Origin of the sequence: Synechococcus sp. MIT S9507 (assembly GCF_047304715.1) — a bacterium.
In the GTDB taxonomy this organism is placed as follows: Bacteria; Cyanobacteriota; Cyanobacteriia; order PCC-6307; family Cyanobiaceae; genus Synechococcus_C.
In genome coordinates this window covers 1,331,004-1,344,176 of record NZ_CP138970.1, presented here as the reverse complement: position 1 = coordinate 1,344,176, position 13,173 = coordinate 1,331,004, and the positions used below count along the sequence as shown (strand labels likewise).

Here is a 13,173-nt window from a genome sequence, read left to right as displayed (position 1 = left end):
GTACAAACGTATCAGTGAATATGCGGCCGTGACCAGTTCCTGTCTTCCCCTGGTGTCTTCTCAGTCGTCCATGCTGCCTCGCAGGTCCTTCAATCGCGGCATTGCACTGTCCGCTGGTGAGAGCACCGCTCTGCGTCGCCTGGCGGCAACCCTGTTCGCTTCGGTGTTGGTGAGCGGGGCTTTTGTGCTTGCACCAGAGCAGCCTGAGCAACAGGCCTCAATCTGTCAGCAGCATCATTCCGCAGAGGCCTGCAGAGTCTGGTGATCACGGTTCCAGTGGAGTGGCTTCAGGCGGCCTCAAGCCCCCAGCTCTGATGATCCTGGTTGTCGAGTGAGGAATCCGGCGTGTGCGATGCGCTGGTGGTTTGATTCAGCTCAGGTTGTGCCCATTGAAGGAGTCTCAGGGCAAGGCGCAGATCACCATCCATCCATGCTCGGATCGCCATGGCTCGGCGGGGATCGTAAAAACGTTGGCGTCGATACCAATCAAAAACATCGGAATCAGATTTGTGCCCGTTGCATGAAAGACAAGCTGGAACGCAGTTTTCAGTGGTGCTTAAACCGCCTTTGGCTCTAGGGAGAATGTGGTCAATCGATTCTGATCTTTTTCCGCAGTAAATACAGCTTTTACCGGTGTAAGTATGTAGTGATTGACGCCATCTTCGAACACGCAGTTTAGGGCAAAGATCTTCAAGGAAAACCGCGTCCCTGTTATGCATCCGAATGGCTCGGTTGAAAGAATTCTGGCGCTTTCGCAGAGTTCGTCAATGTGTTCTTTGCTGCATTTTCGGTACTTTTTCAAGTGTGATATTTGAGCTTTAAGTCCCTTGTGGTGCCCTGGAGAACTAATACAATTGCTTTCATTGAATTGTCCTACCGGCATTGTCAACGTCCTGCTGCAGCCTTGGGCTGACCCCATCAGGACTTGTGAGGGTCACTTACCCCTTTGATGCGGTAACGCATGCGCAGATGGGCCGGATCCGGCCTCGTGGACTCTGGAAAGGCTCGCAGCATGGCTGGGAATTCCCACTTGCCGCAGCTGAGTGCCTGCTCGACCGTCTGGGCTCACGTTTTCGGGTTGAAGAAGAACTGGTGCGTTGGCTGGACTGGCACCGTCATCCACTGCCACCGCTTCCTCGTCACCGGGAGTTGATGGCGTGTACCGACCTGAATCAGCCCTTGGCTGATGGTCGAATACCGCTTCCTCATCAACGTTCCGGTGCTCGTTGGTTGTTGTCACGTCGCGGAGCGTTGCTTGCTGATGAGATGGGTCTGGGGAAGACGCTTACCTCTCTCCTTGCCGCTCGCGCTCTGATGCGTGCTGTACCTCTGCAGCTCATGGTGATCGCTCCTGTGGGACTTCACCCGCACTGGCAGCGCGAAGTGGAGTCATTGGATCTTCAGTGCACATTGCACAGCTGGGCTCGTTTGCCTGATGACCTTCCGGAAGCGGGAACTCTTCTGTTGGTGGATGAAGCGCATTTCGCCCAGTCGCTTCATGCTCAGCGAACCCAGGCTCTGTTGCGTCTGGCACGCCATCCCCGGTTGCGGGCGGTCTGGATGCTTACGGGTACACCCATCCGCAATGGTCGACCGATTCAGTTTTTTCCCTTGCTTGCAGCGATGGATCATCCGCTTGCACGCGATCAGCGTTCCTTTGAGGAGATCTTCTGCCAGGGACATTGGAGTGAGCAGGGTGGTCGGCGCCGTTGGCGTGCAGATGGTGCAAGTCGTCTTGAGGAGTTGCGGCGTCTCACCCGACCGCTGGTTTTGCATCGGCGTAAGCAGCAGGTGCTGGGTCTGCCCGCCAAGCAGCGTCGCTGCCACACCGTTTCACTGGCTGAGGAGCAGGCGCTTGGATTCGATCATCGCCTCCGTCTCGTGGTGGAGGACTACCGCCGACGCGTGCAACTCGGTGAAGTGCGTTCCGATGCTGAATCTCTTGCCGTGCTGACGTCCCTGCGCATGATTGCGTCGGAATTCAAGCTTCCGTCTGTTCAGGCGCTGGTCGAGCAGTTGCGTGTTGATGGCGAGGCGATCGTGTTGTTCAGTTCCTTTGTGACGCCGTTACAGCTCCTGCAGCAGCAGCTGGGTGGTGAGCTGTTGACCGGTCGGCAAAAACCGGAACAGCGACAGACTGCTGTGGACCGCTTCCAATCTGGTGGAACCGATCTGCTTCTAGCCACCTATGGCTGTGGGGGGTTGGGATTCACGCTTCACAGAGCTCGTCATGTTGTGCTGCTTGAGAGGCCCTGGACCCCGGGAGATGTTGACCAGGCGGAGGACCGATGTCACCGAATCGGTATGGATGGCGGGCTCACCAGCCATTGGCTCCAGCTTGGTCTGGCCGATCAGCTCGTTGATGGCCTTGTGGCCAGCAAGGCGGAAAAAATCGAGTTGCTGTTGGGTCCACGTCGTATCAGCTTGGATCGTCAGCCGTTGCCTGCCATGGTCGCCCGTTGTTTGCAGGATTGCTGACGGACGGCCAGCTCATGCCTGAGCAGAGGATCTTTGGATGTCTTTTTGCCTGTGAGAAGGGAGGTGGCTTTGCTCACATCAGCGCAAGCCTCGTCATCACTGCCCATCAAGGTGTGGATTAGTGAGCGGTCGGTGAGCGGAACAGGATTGTCAGGGTGACTCACCACAACCGCATTGCAATGTTTCAAAGCCTTGTCCAGTCGCTGCAGATCGAGATCTTCAAGGCAGCTGGATGGTTTTACCTTTGGATCAGGCGAAGCAGCTTGGGGACTTTCAGCATTTCCGCAGGCTTGGATCAGCAGCAGCAAGCAACCGATCAAAACCAGTTTTGGACCCCATCTGGAACAGCAACGGGCTTGCGCAGGCCTCAGCGATGACAAAAGTTTCAGTAGCTGTATCGATCATCAGCATCCCAGTCCGTTGAAGCCTCTGCGTTGGTGCTGCTGTCGGTGGTCACACTCGCTTTAGTGGCGCTTGACGATCTCTTGGAGGCTTTCCCGCCAAAAAGATCCCCCAGATAGCGACCGCAATCTGGGTAGGTCTCCGGTTCCGCCACCACCGTTTCAGTGATCATCACTGCTGCATGCTCAGGGGATGTTTTGAACACCCCACTGCTCTGACGCTTGATCAGGGCGTAGGAGGCTTTGAAGCTCACCTCGTGATCATTGCCATTGGTGCGCATGTAGCAATAGATCTGAGCACCCTTTTTGGTGTTGGCGCTGGCCGCCTCAACAGGTGCAGCTGCGAGCAGCATCCCCGCCAGAGGCAGCAGGACGGCGAGGCGGGTGCGGAGACTGGCCATTGATGGTCAGAAAGGGTTATCCAAATAAACTTATCGGCTTGTTTTTGGCTGTCCAGAGGGGAATCAGGTATTGCCCAGTCCCAGAGGGGTGAGCAGTTTCACAACCAACGGGAGGACCAGAAGCACAGTGATCAGTCGTACAGCGTGCAGTGCCGCAACAGCTGCGCCAACGCCGTAGTCCTCTCCCACCAGGCTCATACCGCTGATTCCACCGGGCGCTGCTCCCAGCAGGGTGATCAGTGGATCGACGCCCAGCAGACGACTGGCCCAGAGACCGACCACCAGACCTGTCATCACCAGCGTGAGAGTGATGAGTACAGCAGGCTTCCAGAGATGTTGCAGCTGTTCAAGAGATGTTCGCGTCAGACCGGTGCCGATCACAGTCCCGATTCCGATTTGAAGAGCGGTGCGTGTGCCGGGTGGCCATTCGGCAATCTCCAGGCGCCCGCTCATGCTCACAACAGCAGCACCGATCAGTGCGCCCGCAAGCGGTGCGGCTGGAATTCCGGTTTTCAGTGCGAGCAGTCCCATGCCTGTTCCGACCAGGGCATACACCAGCAGGTTCATCAGCGAAGACATGGCACCCGCAGGCAGCAGATCACTCAGTTTGAAGCCAGAGCGGGATGGCCTCGATATCAAGCCCTTGAGACTTGGTCACCCATGTGTTGTCATCAGGCCAGCTTCGCCAGTCTTCGGATGACTCAGTCCGTGTCCTTCCGCATCACTCGTACGGCGGAGGATGTTGCCCAGATGCTCAATGCTCTGTCGCAGCGTCTGGTCAAGCTTGAGCAACGCATGGAGAGCCTGGAGCTGCAGGTGCGTCAGCAGCGCAGTGAGGCTGAATCCATGCCAGCTGAAGAACGGCAGCGACTGGATGAGGTGGACCAGCTGCTGCTCGATTGCCAGGAGTTGCTTAACAGCAGCGAACTGGCTTCGGATGTGGTTTCCGAATCAGCAGCCGTGTTGTCTCACTCTTCGGCAAATGAGTCTGATCATGAGGCCGCGGCCGCATGAGGCTGGCCAGAGGTGGCAAAATGAAAAGAAAGCCGGCTATGGCATTCACCACCTGCACCACTTCTGGTCCTCGCAAATCCGCAAACAGCCGTTGTTCCATTGCTACTGACTCATCTGATTCGTCTGATGCGAGCACCAGCGGTTTCTTTGAGGGTGGCCATCAGCTTGAAAAGCTTGAGTTTGCCTTGGCCGTGGCCATCACAAGAGGCGATCAATCGAAATCTGATCAGTTGCGTGCACAGATCGACGACCTGGGCGGCAACATTGAAGAGCCTGGTACCTGACTTTGTTAGTCAGCTGAATGGAATCCTCACCAGAGGCACGCCAGAGTTCGATTAATCAGTCCTGAGCCCTTCTATGGATTGATATTTTCCGTGATCGTTTGTTAAGATCAATTCAATGTTTTATTAACCGCTTTGACGGCGTTATTGAAATCTTCCGTACCACTGCAATCCGTGGAGCCTGATCGAGAGCAACTTCTCATTCGCGCCAGGCAATGGTTTGATCAAGCTCGTGTGCAGGCAGATGAAGGTAATACGACCGGTTCAGCCCAACTGATCCTGAAAGCTCTCAACCATGAACGCAGAGCTGGAAGCGTTGGCCCACAGGTTGTGCAATTGATCAAGCCCAGAGCATCGACATCCAGCTGGGGCAATCGCAGCTAAAAAATCATCGGAAAAAGTAATATTTAAGTCAAGCGGGTGACCGGATTTGAACCGGCGACGTTCAGCTTGGGAAGCTGACATTCTACCGCTGAATTACACCCGCGCCCTCAAATTCTATCTCATAGTAGAAATTACTCAACTGAGATTCTGGTTGCTCACCGGCCCAGGACTTCTGAAGCTGCGCTAAGTCCAGCACCCATTGATCCTTTGTGCAGACCGAGCGACTGCAGAACTGATTCGATCGCTGCAACCGCTGTCAGCACGTCTCTGTCACAGACGAATCCCAGGTGGCCTATGCGGAAGACTTTGCCCTTGAGATGATCCTGGCCGCCGGCGAGCAGGATGTCGTAGCGCTCTTTCACTGTTTTGCGCAGTTGTTCAGCATCAATTCCATTCGGTGCCACAGCCGTGATGGCCGGACTGCCGAATCCTTCTGCGGCAAACAGTGGCAGACCGATTGCCTTCATGGCTGCGTGGGATGCTGCGCGATGCCTGGAATGACGCGCAAAAATTGCCTCCAAGCCTTCCGTCTGCATCATCTCCAGCGCTGCCTCTAGAGCGAAATAGAGATTCACTGCCGGAGTGAAGGGATTGCTGTTCTTGGCAGCCGTTTTCCTGTAAGGGCCCAGATCCAGATAAAACTTCGGTAGATCGGAACATTCGTAGGCCTTCCAGGCTCGATTGCTCATGGCAACGAAGCTCAGGCCGGGGGGCATCATGTAGCCCTTCTGGGAGCCGGAGGCGACCACGTCCAGGTTCCAGTCATCCATCGGCACATTGGCGGCTCCAAGACTGGTGACGCAGTCAGCAATGGTGAGAGCCGTTCCGTGCGTTTTCACATGTCCACTGATGGTTTCAAGGTCATTGATCACTCCGGTGGAGGTTTCTGAGTGGGTGAGGATCACTGCCTTGATTGATTTGGCCGTATCGGCCTCCAGTGCGCTGCGAAATGCGTCCGGATTGAGCGGTTGCCCCCACTCGGCTTTGATGACCTCCACATCCAGCCCGTAGGCCCGCGCCACTTTTACCCAGCGTTCGCCGAACTTGCCGTTGTCACCACAGAGCACCTTGTCTCCACGGCTGAGTGTGTTGATGATGCCCGCCTCCATGGCGGCGGTGCCGCTACCTGTGATGACGAGCACATCGCTGCTGGTTTGATGCAACCAGCGCAGCTGTGCATTGGTGCGTTCCACCACGGCCTGGAATTCGCCGCTGCGATGGCCAATCGGGTGGCGGCCCATGGCCTTGAGCACTGTTTCGGGCACCGGGGTGGGTCCCGGGATCATCAGGGTGAGCTTGTCCTGCACGGGCTCGATGGGTGCCAATCGTTCATCCTAAAAAATGATCCGCTGGGTTTCCCATCTCCTCAACGTCTGCTGATTCAGGCCCCGGGTTGACCCTGCCTGTCTGGGTGGCTGCTGCGGCGCGCGCTGCGGCGCTTGTTCTCGGTGGTTCCTCAGCGCCCACCAGTGTCGATCTGAGAATTCCTGCTGAACAGGGGCTGCGTCGTGTGGAGCTGCATGCGGCGTCGCTGCTGGATGGCGGTCAGAAGGCACTGGCGATCAGCGTCTGCGATCCAGGTGATGGATTGGATCTCACCCGCGGCCTGGAGATCTGGGTGGTTGTGAGCCTTAGCTCCTCCAGGGAGGGATTGCACATCCACGCCGGTGAGGGCGTCGGTCGGCTGGAGCAGAACGGTGCACTGTGTATTTCAGGTTTCGCCCGAGAGTTGCTTGAGCTCAATCTCAGCGATCTGTTGCCGGTTGTGGGAGGCCTGGAGGTTGAGGTGGTGTTGCCCCGCGGACGGGAGTTGGCTTTGCGCACCAGCAATTCGGCGTTCGGAGTGGTTGAGGGTCTTGCGTTGATTGGCACGCAGGCGGAGGTGCAGACCAGTGCTTCCCCTGATCAGCTGCAGTTGGCTCGTCAGCGGTTGCGTGAGCTCACCGGTCAGAGAGGTTTCGCCGGTCGTTTGACGCTTGTGATTGGTGAAAATGGTTTGGATCTGGCGCAGCAGCTGGGACTGTCCGAGCAGCAGCCGCTAGTGAAGTCTGGAAACTGGATCGGGCCCTTGTTGGTGGCTGCTGCTCAATCCGGAGTGCGGCAGCTGCTGCTGCTCGGATATCACGGAAAACTGATCAAATTGGCGGGAGGGATCTTTCACACTCACCACCACCTCGCAGATGCACGCCTGGAGGTGTTGTCTGCTCTGGCCGTGCAGCAGGGTCTCAGTCTGGAATCCATTCGCGCCTTGCTTCAAACCGCCTCGATGGAACAGGCCTGGGGTTGGCTGCAAGCCCATGATCTGAAGCAGGCCATGGGGCTCTGGATGGCCATGGCTGAGGCGGTTGAAGGGCGGAGTGAGGCTTATCTGAAGCGCTATGGCTGCACTGGCATGCGTGTGGGGGCCGTTCTGTTCAATCGTGAGCGTCAGCTGCGTTGGGCGGGGCCTGAAGGTCTGTTGATGCTTCGGGATTGTGGCGTTCAACTCCATCCTGTGGCAGCTGATCCAGGTCAAGGCCCTTCTCTACGCTGATTGATTGGCGGCCGATTCCCGCGGCCTACCGTTCCACGGCTTTCGTGCGAGATGTCCCAGGTTCCGATTGAAGGTCAGCGTCTGCCGGCCATCGTCATTCTTGATTTCGGCTCCCAGTACTCCGAACTGATTGCTCGCCGGGTCCGAGAGACCGAGGTGTTTTCCGTGGTGCTGGGATACAGCACCTCTGTTGAGGAGCTGCGCAAACTGTCGCCTAAAGGGATCATTCTCAGCGGCGGCCCAAGTTCGGTGTACGCCGATGGCGCTCCTCTTTGCGATCCACAGATCTGGTCGATGGGGATTCCTGTCCTCGGTGTCTGTTATGGCATGCAGCTGATGGTTCAGCAGCTGGGCGGTCGTGTGGTGGCAGCAACCGGTAAAGCTGAGTACGGCAAAGCTCCGCTGGAGGTGGACGATCCCACGGACCTGCTCACCAATGTGGATAACGGCTCCACGATGTGGATGAGTCATGGGGATTCGGTGGAAGCTCTGCCGGAGGGCTTTGTGCGTCTTGCCCATACCGCCAACACCCCTGAGGCGGCCGTCGCTCACCATCAGCGTCAGTTGTACGGGGTGCAGTTCCATCCCGAGGTGGTGCATTCCACCTGCGGCATGGCGATGATCCGCAATTTCGTCTATCACATCTGCGGCTGTGAGCCTGACTGGACGACAGCGACGTTCATTGAGGAAGCTGTCACGCAGATTCGCGAGCAGGTGGGTGAGAAGAGGGTGTTGCTTGCTCTCTCAGGTGGCGTGGATTCCTCAACCCTGGCCTTTCTGCTCAAGAAGGCCATTGGTGATCAGCTCACCTGCATGTTCATTGATCAGGGCTTCATGCGCAAAGGCGAGCCTGAATTCCTGATGGACTTTTTTGACCGCAAGTTCAATATTCACGTTGAGTACATCAAGGCCCGGCAACGATTCCTGACCAAGCTCAAGGACGTCACGGATCCTGAGCAGAAGCGCAAGATCATCGGCACCGAATTCATCCGTGTGTTTGAAGAGGAGAGCCGTCGCCTCGGTCCTTTTGATTACCTGGCCCAGGGCACGCTTTATCCCGATGTGATCGAGAGTGCAGGAACCAACGTCGATCCCAAGACGGGTGAGCGGGTGGCTGTGAAGATCAAGAGCCACCACAACGTGGGTGGCTTGCCGAAAGATCTTCAGTTCAAGCTGGTGGAACCGCTGCGCAAGCTGTTCAAAGACGAAGTGCGCAAGGTCGGTCGCTCGCTCGGCCTTCCTGAGGAGATTGTGCGTCGTCACCCCTTCCCTGGTCCCGGTCTGGCCATTCGCATCCTTGGTGAAGTCACAGCGGAGAAGCTCGATTGCCTGCGTGATGCGGACCTGATTGTTCGTGAAGAGGTGAAGGAGGCTGGTCTTTATCACGACATCTGGCAGGCGTTCGCTGTTCTGTTGCCTGTGCGGTCGGTGGGGGTCATGGGTGACAAGCGCACCTATGCCTGGCCAATCGTTCTGCGCTGTGTCTCAAGTGAGGACGGCATGACCGCTGACTGGTCGCGTCTGCCCTATGACCTGATGGAGACGATTTCCAATCGGATTGTGAATGAAGTGAACGGTGTGAACCGTGTGGTTCTCGACATCACCAGTAAACCGCCTGGCACCATCGAGTGGGAATAGGGCAGCAGTTGTAGAGAACTGCTCTCTGATTGCATGAAACTTGCCAATCCCCAGCTCTGAACGATTGAATTACAGGGTTGCATTAGGATTGAAGACCTGAAGGATCAGCTTCGAATCATTTACTTTCGGATTCAACTGGTTTGATTTGATCTATGTGCTCATTTGTGGATCGAACGCCTCGTGAATGTATCAAATAGATATCGATTAATGGATTGTTGATACATGCTTGTCGAGCGGCAGTTATGCGTAACTTTTTTTACTTGCTGCGCAGGGGTCCTGTGGATACGTTCAAATTGAATTGCTTTTTGCAATGAATTATCTCAAAAACATTCGCCTGGTTTCGGCCTCTGCAGTTCTCGTCGCTGGGGGTCTTCTGGCAACAGCAATCTCCACAGATACACCTTCCGCAAAAGCAGCTGTTGAGGATTACGAAATTAATGCTTCAACGATCTCTGGAGATCAGCGAAACACCGATTTCATTAATCGCGTTGGTGCAAGCCAGTTGGCCAACGATCTTCGCAGGGGTGGATATGTGATCTACGTTCGTCACGCTCGTACCAACAAGGACTGGGGTGACCAGGTCAGTCCGAACCTGAATCTCGCTGATTGCAATACCCAGCGTCGCCTCAGCCCGGACGGTAAAAAAGAGGCTGTTGAGATTGGTCGAGGGATCAAGGCTGCGCGAATTCCCGTTGGCGATGTGATTTCAAGTGACTACTGCCGTGCTTACAACACCGCACAGCTTGCGTTCGGAACATACACCAAAAATTCAAACCTGAATTTCCTGCCCTGTGTTGACTGCACTCCTAAGGAGTACAAGGAATACGCAGAAAGAGTGTCTCCTCTCCTTTCCGCCAAGCCGGCATCCGGAACCAACACATTCCTGATTGGTCACGATGATCCTTTCCAGGGAGTGACGATGGGCGTGGTGCCTCCTGACGGGATTTATCCAGATCCGATGGGTGTCTCCTATGTGGTGAAGCCGATGGGAAATGGTCAATTTGAACTGGTGGCCAAACTTCTCCCCACTCAGTGGAGAGCGCTGTCCCAATTCTGATTCAGCTGCATCAATCGTGACCGGTTCAGCGTTGGTTCCTTTTTGTGAGCCAACGCTTTTTAGGCGGCTCAAAGTCGGGGTGATACTGAAGTGTCAATGGGTCCTTTCAGGGGGCTGGTGGGTCGTTGCCGGCACCGATAACCTTGGCCCCCGGCTTCAAGGATGTGACCGCTGCTCATCAGCAGGACCAACAACTGCAGCGACGTCTTCAGCAGGACAGCATCCAGCTTGCTGGCAAGACCATTTACATCAATCCTTTTCTTTACTGGCGCCGTTTCGACAGCAATACGGATCGCTGGCTGCGAGAGCCAGGACAGCTGAATGAGGATCAGATCCAGCACAATCGTGGTCGTTTCTATCCAGAGCTGGAGTGGTCACTTCTTGATCCCGTTGAACAGGAGATCAAGGATGGTGCTGTGGAGATGTTCCTGAAAAGCCTGGAACTGATCGGGACCTTTCATCCTGAGCTCACGTCGGGGCAGCTGCTTGAGGTCGAGCGCAAGATGTCGATCACCAAGAAGCGTTCCTTCGAACGCTGGGTGGAGAAGTCTTACCGAAGAAGGGCTCGACTCCAAAGTAGGGAGAAGCGTCGGTTTGCTCGCGACCGCTTCTGGCGTGGCTGGTCTGAGTGGATTGCCCTGGACACCACCCACCATGCTTTGGCACCGATCGTGGCGCTTGTCGTGTTGTCGGGTGTGATCGGCTGGTCAATGGGGGCATCTCGTTCAGCTTGTCCGGCACTTGTTCTGCCTTCGGAGCAGACTGGGATTCGTTGAATCTTCCGTTCTGCCTCCATGGCCGACAGCCAACCATTCGACTCGTTGCGCCTGGCGCTGATGCAGGAGGTTCTGCCGATGGGATTGGCGTTCGTCGATCGCGTCCGCAACGACGGTCCTGCCAAGGCCGTGGAGTCTGTCGCCAGGGGTGATGATCCTCTGGCTGAGCTGAGACGCCAGGGTGAAGCAGCGGCACGGGAGGTGCGCGAGCGCCTGGATCAGATCAGCCCTGGACTTGGGAATCCCGTGGTGTCAGTGCAGGTGGAGGTTGATGAGCCTGCGGACCCCCAGGATGTTTTGGATTCAGATCAGGATGACTCGCAGCAGCTGCAGGAGGTCCTGGCAAGAATTGATGGACGTCTGCAGCGACTGGATGCGCTGATGAACAAGGTGAGTTGACTGGGATGGCGGGTTCGGGTTTCTCGCATAGGGACGGTCAGCGGCAGAGCGGTTTGCGTCAGCAGCCACTGGTGCTTCTCGCTCTTGTGCTGCTGGTGAGTGCGGCGATGGCTTCCCGCCTGGTCTGGCTTCAGGTGCTCGAAGGGGCCCGTTACCGCGAACTGGCCGATGAGAATCGGATTCGTCTTGTCCCTCGCTCACCGACCCGTGGAAGGCTGCTGGACCGGAAAGGTCGGGTGCTGGCCTCCAGCAAGTTGACCTATTCCCTCTACGTTGAGCCTCGATTGGTGGACGATGCCAGTTGGCCCGACCTGCGCGACCGTCTGGCCCGCTTGCTCAGCCTCGATGCAGCCGTGCTGGATCAGCGTCGTGGCAGTGGACAGGCGCGGGATGGTTATCGCATCAATCTGGCCACTGATCTCAAGCCTGAACAGGTTTTGCGTTTTCGGGAGCAGTCGCAGGGATTGAAAGGGGCCCAGGTGGATGTTGACATCCTGCGCTTCTACCCCCACGGAACCCTGGCAGCCCATGCCCTGGGCTACACCCAGCCCATCACTGAGGAGGAATACAAGACCCTCGCTGAAAAGGGGTACAAAATTCGAGACCGCATCGGACGCATCGGTGTGGAGGCTGCCTATGAAAACCACCTGCGCGGTGCCTGGGGTGGGCAGATGCTGGAGGTGAATGCCATGGGTGAGGTGCAGCGCCATCTTGGGGATCGTCCTTCTGTTGCCGGCAAGGATCTCAAGCTCACTCTGGATCTGGATCTTCAGCAGGCTGCGGAGCAGGCCTTGGCTGACAAGCCCGGTGGTGCGATCGTCGCCATGGATCCCAGTAACGGCGCCATTCTTGCCCTGGCCAGCAAACCCACCTTTGATCCCAATTTCTTCTCCAAGCTGGTCACCACTCAGAAGGAATACGAGGCGCTGTTTTCCAATCCGAAAAAACCACTGCTGAGCCGGTCGATGAATGCTTACGACCCCGGCAGCACCTGGAAGGCCGTCACGGCCATGGCTGGTATGGAATCCGGCAAATACCCTCCTGAAACGCAACTCAACACGACCGCCTGCATCACTTACGGAGGTCACTGCTTCCCGGACCACAATGGCGCTGGTTTTGGTCGCATCGGCTATGCCGATGCTCTGCGTTTTTCCAGCAACACCTTTTTCTATCAAGTGGGAGTTGGCTCTGGATCCCTTGCGCTCAAGAAAGCGGCGAATGCACTTGGTTTTCAACAGAAGACCGGCATCGAGATCGGCTGGGAGGAAAGTGTGGGTCTGGTGGGTGATGAGGACTGGGCCGCAGCTGGCCGTGGCTGGGCCGACCCCGGCACGACCCCCTGGATTCCGGAAGATATGGCCAGTGCCTCGATCGGTCAGTCGGTGGTGCAGATCACACCCCTTCAACTGGCCAGGGCCTACTCAGTGTTCGCTAACGGTGGCTGGCTGGTCACACCTCATCTGGCTGACCAGGGGCTGGACTGGACTGACCCTGCCTGGCGCACAAAGGTTGAGATCAAGCCTTCCACGCTGAACAAGATCCGCGAGGGTTTGCGCAAAGTGGTCTCCGATGGCACCGGCGCCGGATTAAACGGTCCTGGGATCCCACCTGCAGGAGGTAAGACCGGTACTGCTGAAGACAGCACCGGCGGCCCGGACCACGCCTGGTTCGCCACCTATGCGCCCTATCCGGAGGGAAAGATCGTGATTGTTGCTTTTGCCCAGAACACCCCTGGAGGAGGGTCAGTGCATGCACTGCCTATGGCGAAAAAGGTGATGGAGGTCTGGAACCGCACCCGTGCCAAACAATGA

At 56.7% G+C, this 13,173-nt stretch carries 15 protein-coding genes and 1 tRNA gene; 10 read left to right on the top strand and 6 right to left on the bottom strand.

The genetic code is table 11. From position 1 onward, the window contains the following. Nucleotides 1-28 precede the first annotated feature (28 nt). Nucleotides 29-265: a serine protease inhibitor gene (locus tag SIB83_RS07095; RefSeq protein WP_413747210.1), complete on the top strand. Its 237-nt coding sequence runs from the start codon at nucleotides 29-31 to the stop codon at nucleotides 263-265. A 22-nt stretch (nucleotides 266-287) separates the two neighbouring features. On the opposite strand, the gene SIB83_RS07090 is transcribed toward SIB83_RS07095, so the two are convergent. Next, the gene (locus tag SIB83_RS07090) at nucleotides 288-719 is read right to left on the bottom strand and encodes an HNH endonuclease (protein WP_413404577.1); all 432 of its coding nucleotides are present in this window, start codon (nucleotides 717-719) and stop codon (nucleotides 288-290) included. 250 nt (nucleotides 720-969) lie between these two features. On the opposite strand from SIB83_RS07090, the gene SIB83_RS07085 reads away from it, so the two are divergent. Further along, entirely contained in the window at nucleotides 970-2,478 is a 1,509-nt protein-coding gene (locus SIB83_RS07085) for an SNF2-related protein (RefSeq protein WP_413404575.1), read from the top strand. Here SIB83_RS07085 and SIB83_RS07080 read toward each other — a convergent pair. The 3 genes from SIB83_RS07080 to SIB83_RS07070 all read right to left on the bottom strand — a co-directional run bounded on the left by SIB83_RS07080 (nucleotide 2,433) and on the right by SIB83_RS07070 (nucleotide 3,859). Continuing rightward, on the bottom strand, nucleotides 2,433-2,786 hold the full coding sequence (locus SIB83_RS07080) for a hypothetical protein (protein ID WP_413404573.1): 354 nt from the start codon (nucleotides 2,784-2,786) through the stop codon (nucleotides 2,433-2,435). The genes SIB83_RS07085 and SIB83_RS07080 overlap by 46 nt on opposite strands. 77 nt (nucleotides 2,787-2,863) lie before the next feature. After that, nucleotides 2,864-3,280: a DUF6554 family protein gene (locus SIB83_RS07075; RefSeq protein ID WP_413404571.1), complete on the bottom strand. Its 417-nt coding sequence runs from the start codon at nucleotides 3,278-3,280 to the stop codon at nucleotides 2,864-2,866. A gap of 63 nt (nucleotides 3,281-3,343) precedes the next feature. Next, the gene (locus tag SIB83_RS07070) at nucleotides 3,344-3,859 is read right to left on the bottom strand and encodes an AbrB family transcriptional regulator (RefSeq protein WP_413747209.1); all 516 of its coding nucleotides are present in this window, start codon (nucleotides 3,857-3,859) and stop codon (nucleotides 3,344-3,346) included. Nucleotides 3,860-3,976: 117 nt separating this feature from the next. Here SIB83_RS07070 and SIB83_RS07065 point away from each other — a divergent pair, with 117 nt between their 5' ends. Beyond that, nucleotides 3,977-4,294, top strand: coding sequence for a chemotaxis protein (locus tag SIB83_RS07065; RefSeq protein ID WP_413404567.1), 318 nt, complete (start codon nucleotides 3,977-3,979; stop codon nucleotides 4,292-4,294). 20 nt (nucleotides 4,295-4,314) lie between these two features. Continuing rightward, nucleotides 4,315-4,578, top strand: a complete 264-nt coding sequence (locus SIB83_RS07060; RefSeq protein ID WP_413747208.1) for a hypothetical protein — start codon at nucleotides 4,315-4,317, stop codon at nucleotides 4,576-4,578. 412 nt (nucleotides 4,579-4,990) lie between these two features. Here the strand turns inward: SIB83_RS07060 and SIB83_RS07055 are convergent. Together SIB83_RS07055 and SIB83_RS07050 are read right to left on the bottom strand one after the other, a co-directional pair. Continuing rightward, nucleotides 4,991-5,062, bottom strand: a tRNA-Gly gene (locus SIB83_RS07055). Between the two features lie 52 nt (nucleotides 5,063-5,114). After that, entirely contained in the window at nucleotides 5,115-6,266 is a 1,152-nt protein-coding gene (locus SIB83_RS07050; RefSeq protein ID WP_413747317.1) for a pyridoxal-phosphate-dependent aminotransferase family protein, read from the bottom strand. A gap of 53 nt (nucleotides 6,267-6,319) precedes the next feature. Between SIB83_RS07050 and cbiD the strand changes: the two genes are divergently transcribed. The 6 genes from cbiD (at nucleotide 6,320) to mrdA (ending at nucleotide 13,173) form a co-directional block, all read left to right on the top strand. Then, entirely contained in the window at nucleotides 6,320-7,492 is a 1,173-nt protein-coding gene (cbiD, locus tag SIB83_RS07045) for a cobalt-precorrin-5B (C(1))-methyltransferase CbiD (protein ID WP_413747316.1), read from the top strand. Nucleotides 7,493-7,543: 51 nt separating this feature from the next. Next, entirely contained in the window at nucleotides 7,544-9,130 is a 1,587-nt protein-coding gene (gene guaA, locus SIB83_RS07040) for a glutamine-hydrolyzing GMP synthase (RefSeq protein WP_413747207.1), read from the top strand. Nucleotides 9,131-9,440: 310 nt separating this feature from the next. After that, nucleotides 9,441-10,187 (top strand): histidine phosphatase family protein, encoded by a 747-nt coding sequence (locus SIB83_RS07035; RefSeq protein WP_413404559.1) that lies wholly within the window; start codon nucleotides 9,441-9,443, stop codon nucleotides 10,185-10,187. Nucleotides 10,188-10,351: 164 nt separating this feature from the next. Then, nucleotides 10,352-10,963 (top strand): hypothetical protein, encoded by a 612-nt coding sequence (locus tag SIB83_RS07030; protein WP_413406178.1) that lies wholly within the window; start codon nucleotides 10,352-10,354, stop codon nucleotides 10,961-10,963. An 18-nt stretch (nucleotides 10,964-10,981) separates the two neighbouring features. Further along, nucleotides 10,982-11,362 carry a hypothetical protein gene (locus tag SIB83_RS07025; protein WP_413404557.1) on the top strand — a complete coding sequence of 127 codons (381 nt, stop codon included), beginning with the start codon at nucleotides 10,982-10,984 and terminating at the stop codon, nucleotides 11,360-11,362. A gap of 5 nt (nucleotides 11,363-11,367) precedes the next feature. Further along, nucleotides 11,368-13,173, top strand: coding sequence for a penicillin-binding protein 2 (gene mrdA / locus SIB83_RS07020; protein ID WP_413747206.1), 1,806 nt, complete (start codon nucleotides 11,368-11,370; stop codon nucleotides 13,171-13,173).

Bases quoted from the DNA above. Each gene is read 5' to 3' on its own strand.
- SIB83_RS07085 (WP_413404575.1), top strand. From the start codon at position 970: ATGGGCCGGATCCGGCCTCGTGGACTCTGGAAAGGCTCGCAGCATGGC.
- SIB83_RS07065 (WP_413404567.1), top strand. From the start codon at position 3,977: ATGACTCAGTCCGTGTCCTTCCGCATCACTCGTACGGCGGAGGATGTT.
- SIB83_RS07090 (WP_413404577.1), bottom strand. From the start codon at position 719: ATGCATAACAGGGACGCGGTTTTCCTTGAAGATCTTTGCCCTAAACTG.
- mrdA (WP_413747206.1), top strand. From the start codon at position 11,368: ATGGCGGGTTCGGGTTTCTCGCATAGGGACGGTCAGCGGCAGAGCGGT.
- SIB83_RS07035 (WP_413404559.1), top strand. From the start codon at position 9,441: ATGAATTATCTCAAAAACATTCGCCTGGTTTCGGCCTCTGCAGTTCTC.
- SIB83_RS07025 (WP_413404557.1), top strand. From the start codon at position 10,982: ATGGCCGACAGCCAACCATTCGACTCGTTGCGCCTGGCGCTGATGCAG.
- SIB83_RS07060 (WP_413747208.1), top strand. From the start codon at position 4,315: ATGAAAAGAAAGCCGGCTATGGCATTCACCACCTGCACCACTTCTGGT.
- SIB83_RS07075 (WP_413404571.1), bottom strand. From the start codon at position 3,280: ATGGCCAGTCTCCGCACCCGCCTCGCCGTCCTGCTGCCTCTGGCGGGG.
- SIB83_RS07070 (WP_413747209.1), bottom strand. From the start codon at position 3,859: ATGTCTTCGCTGATGAACCTGCTGGTGTATGCCCTGGTCGGAACAGGC.
- guaA (WP_413747207.1), top strand. From the start codon at position 7,544: ATGTCCCAGGTTCCGATTGAAGGTCAGCGTCTGCCGGCCATCGTCATT.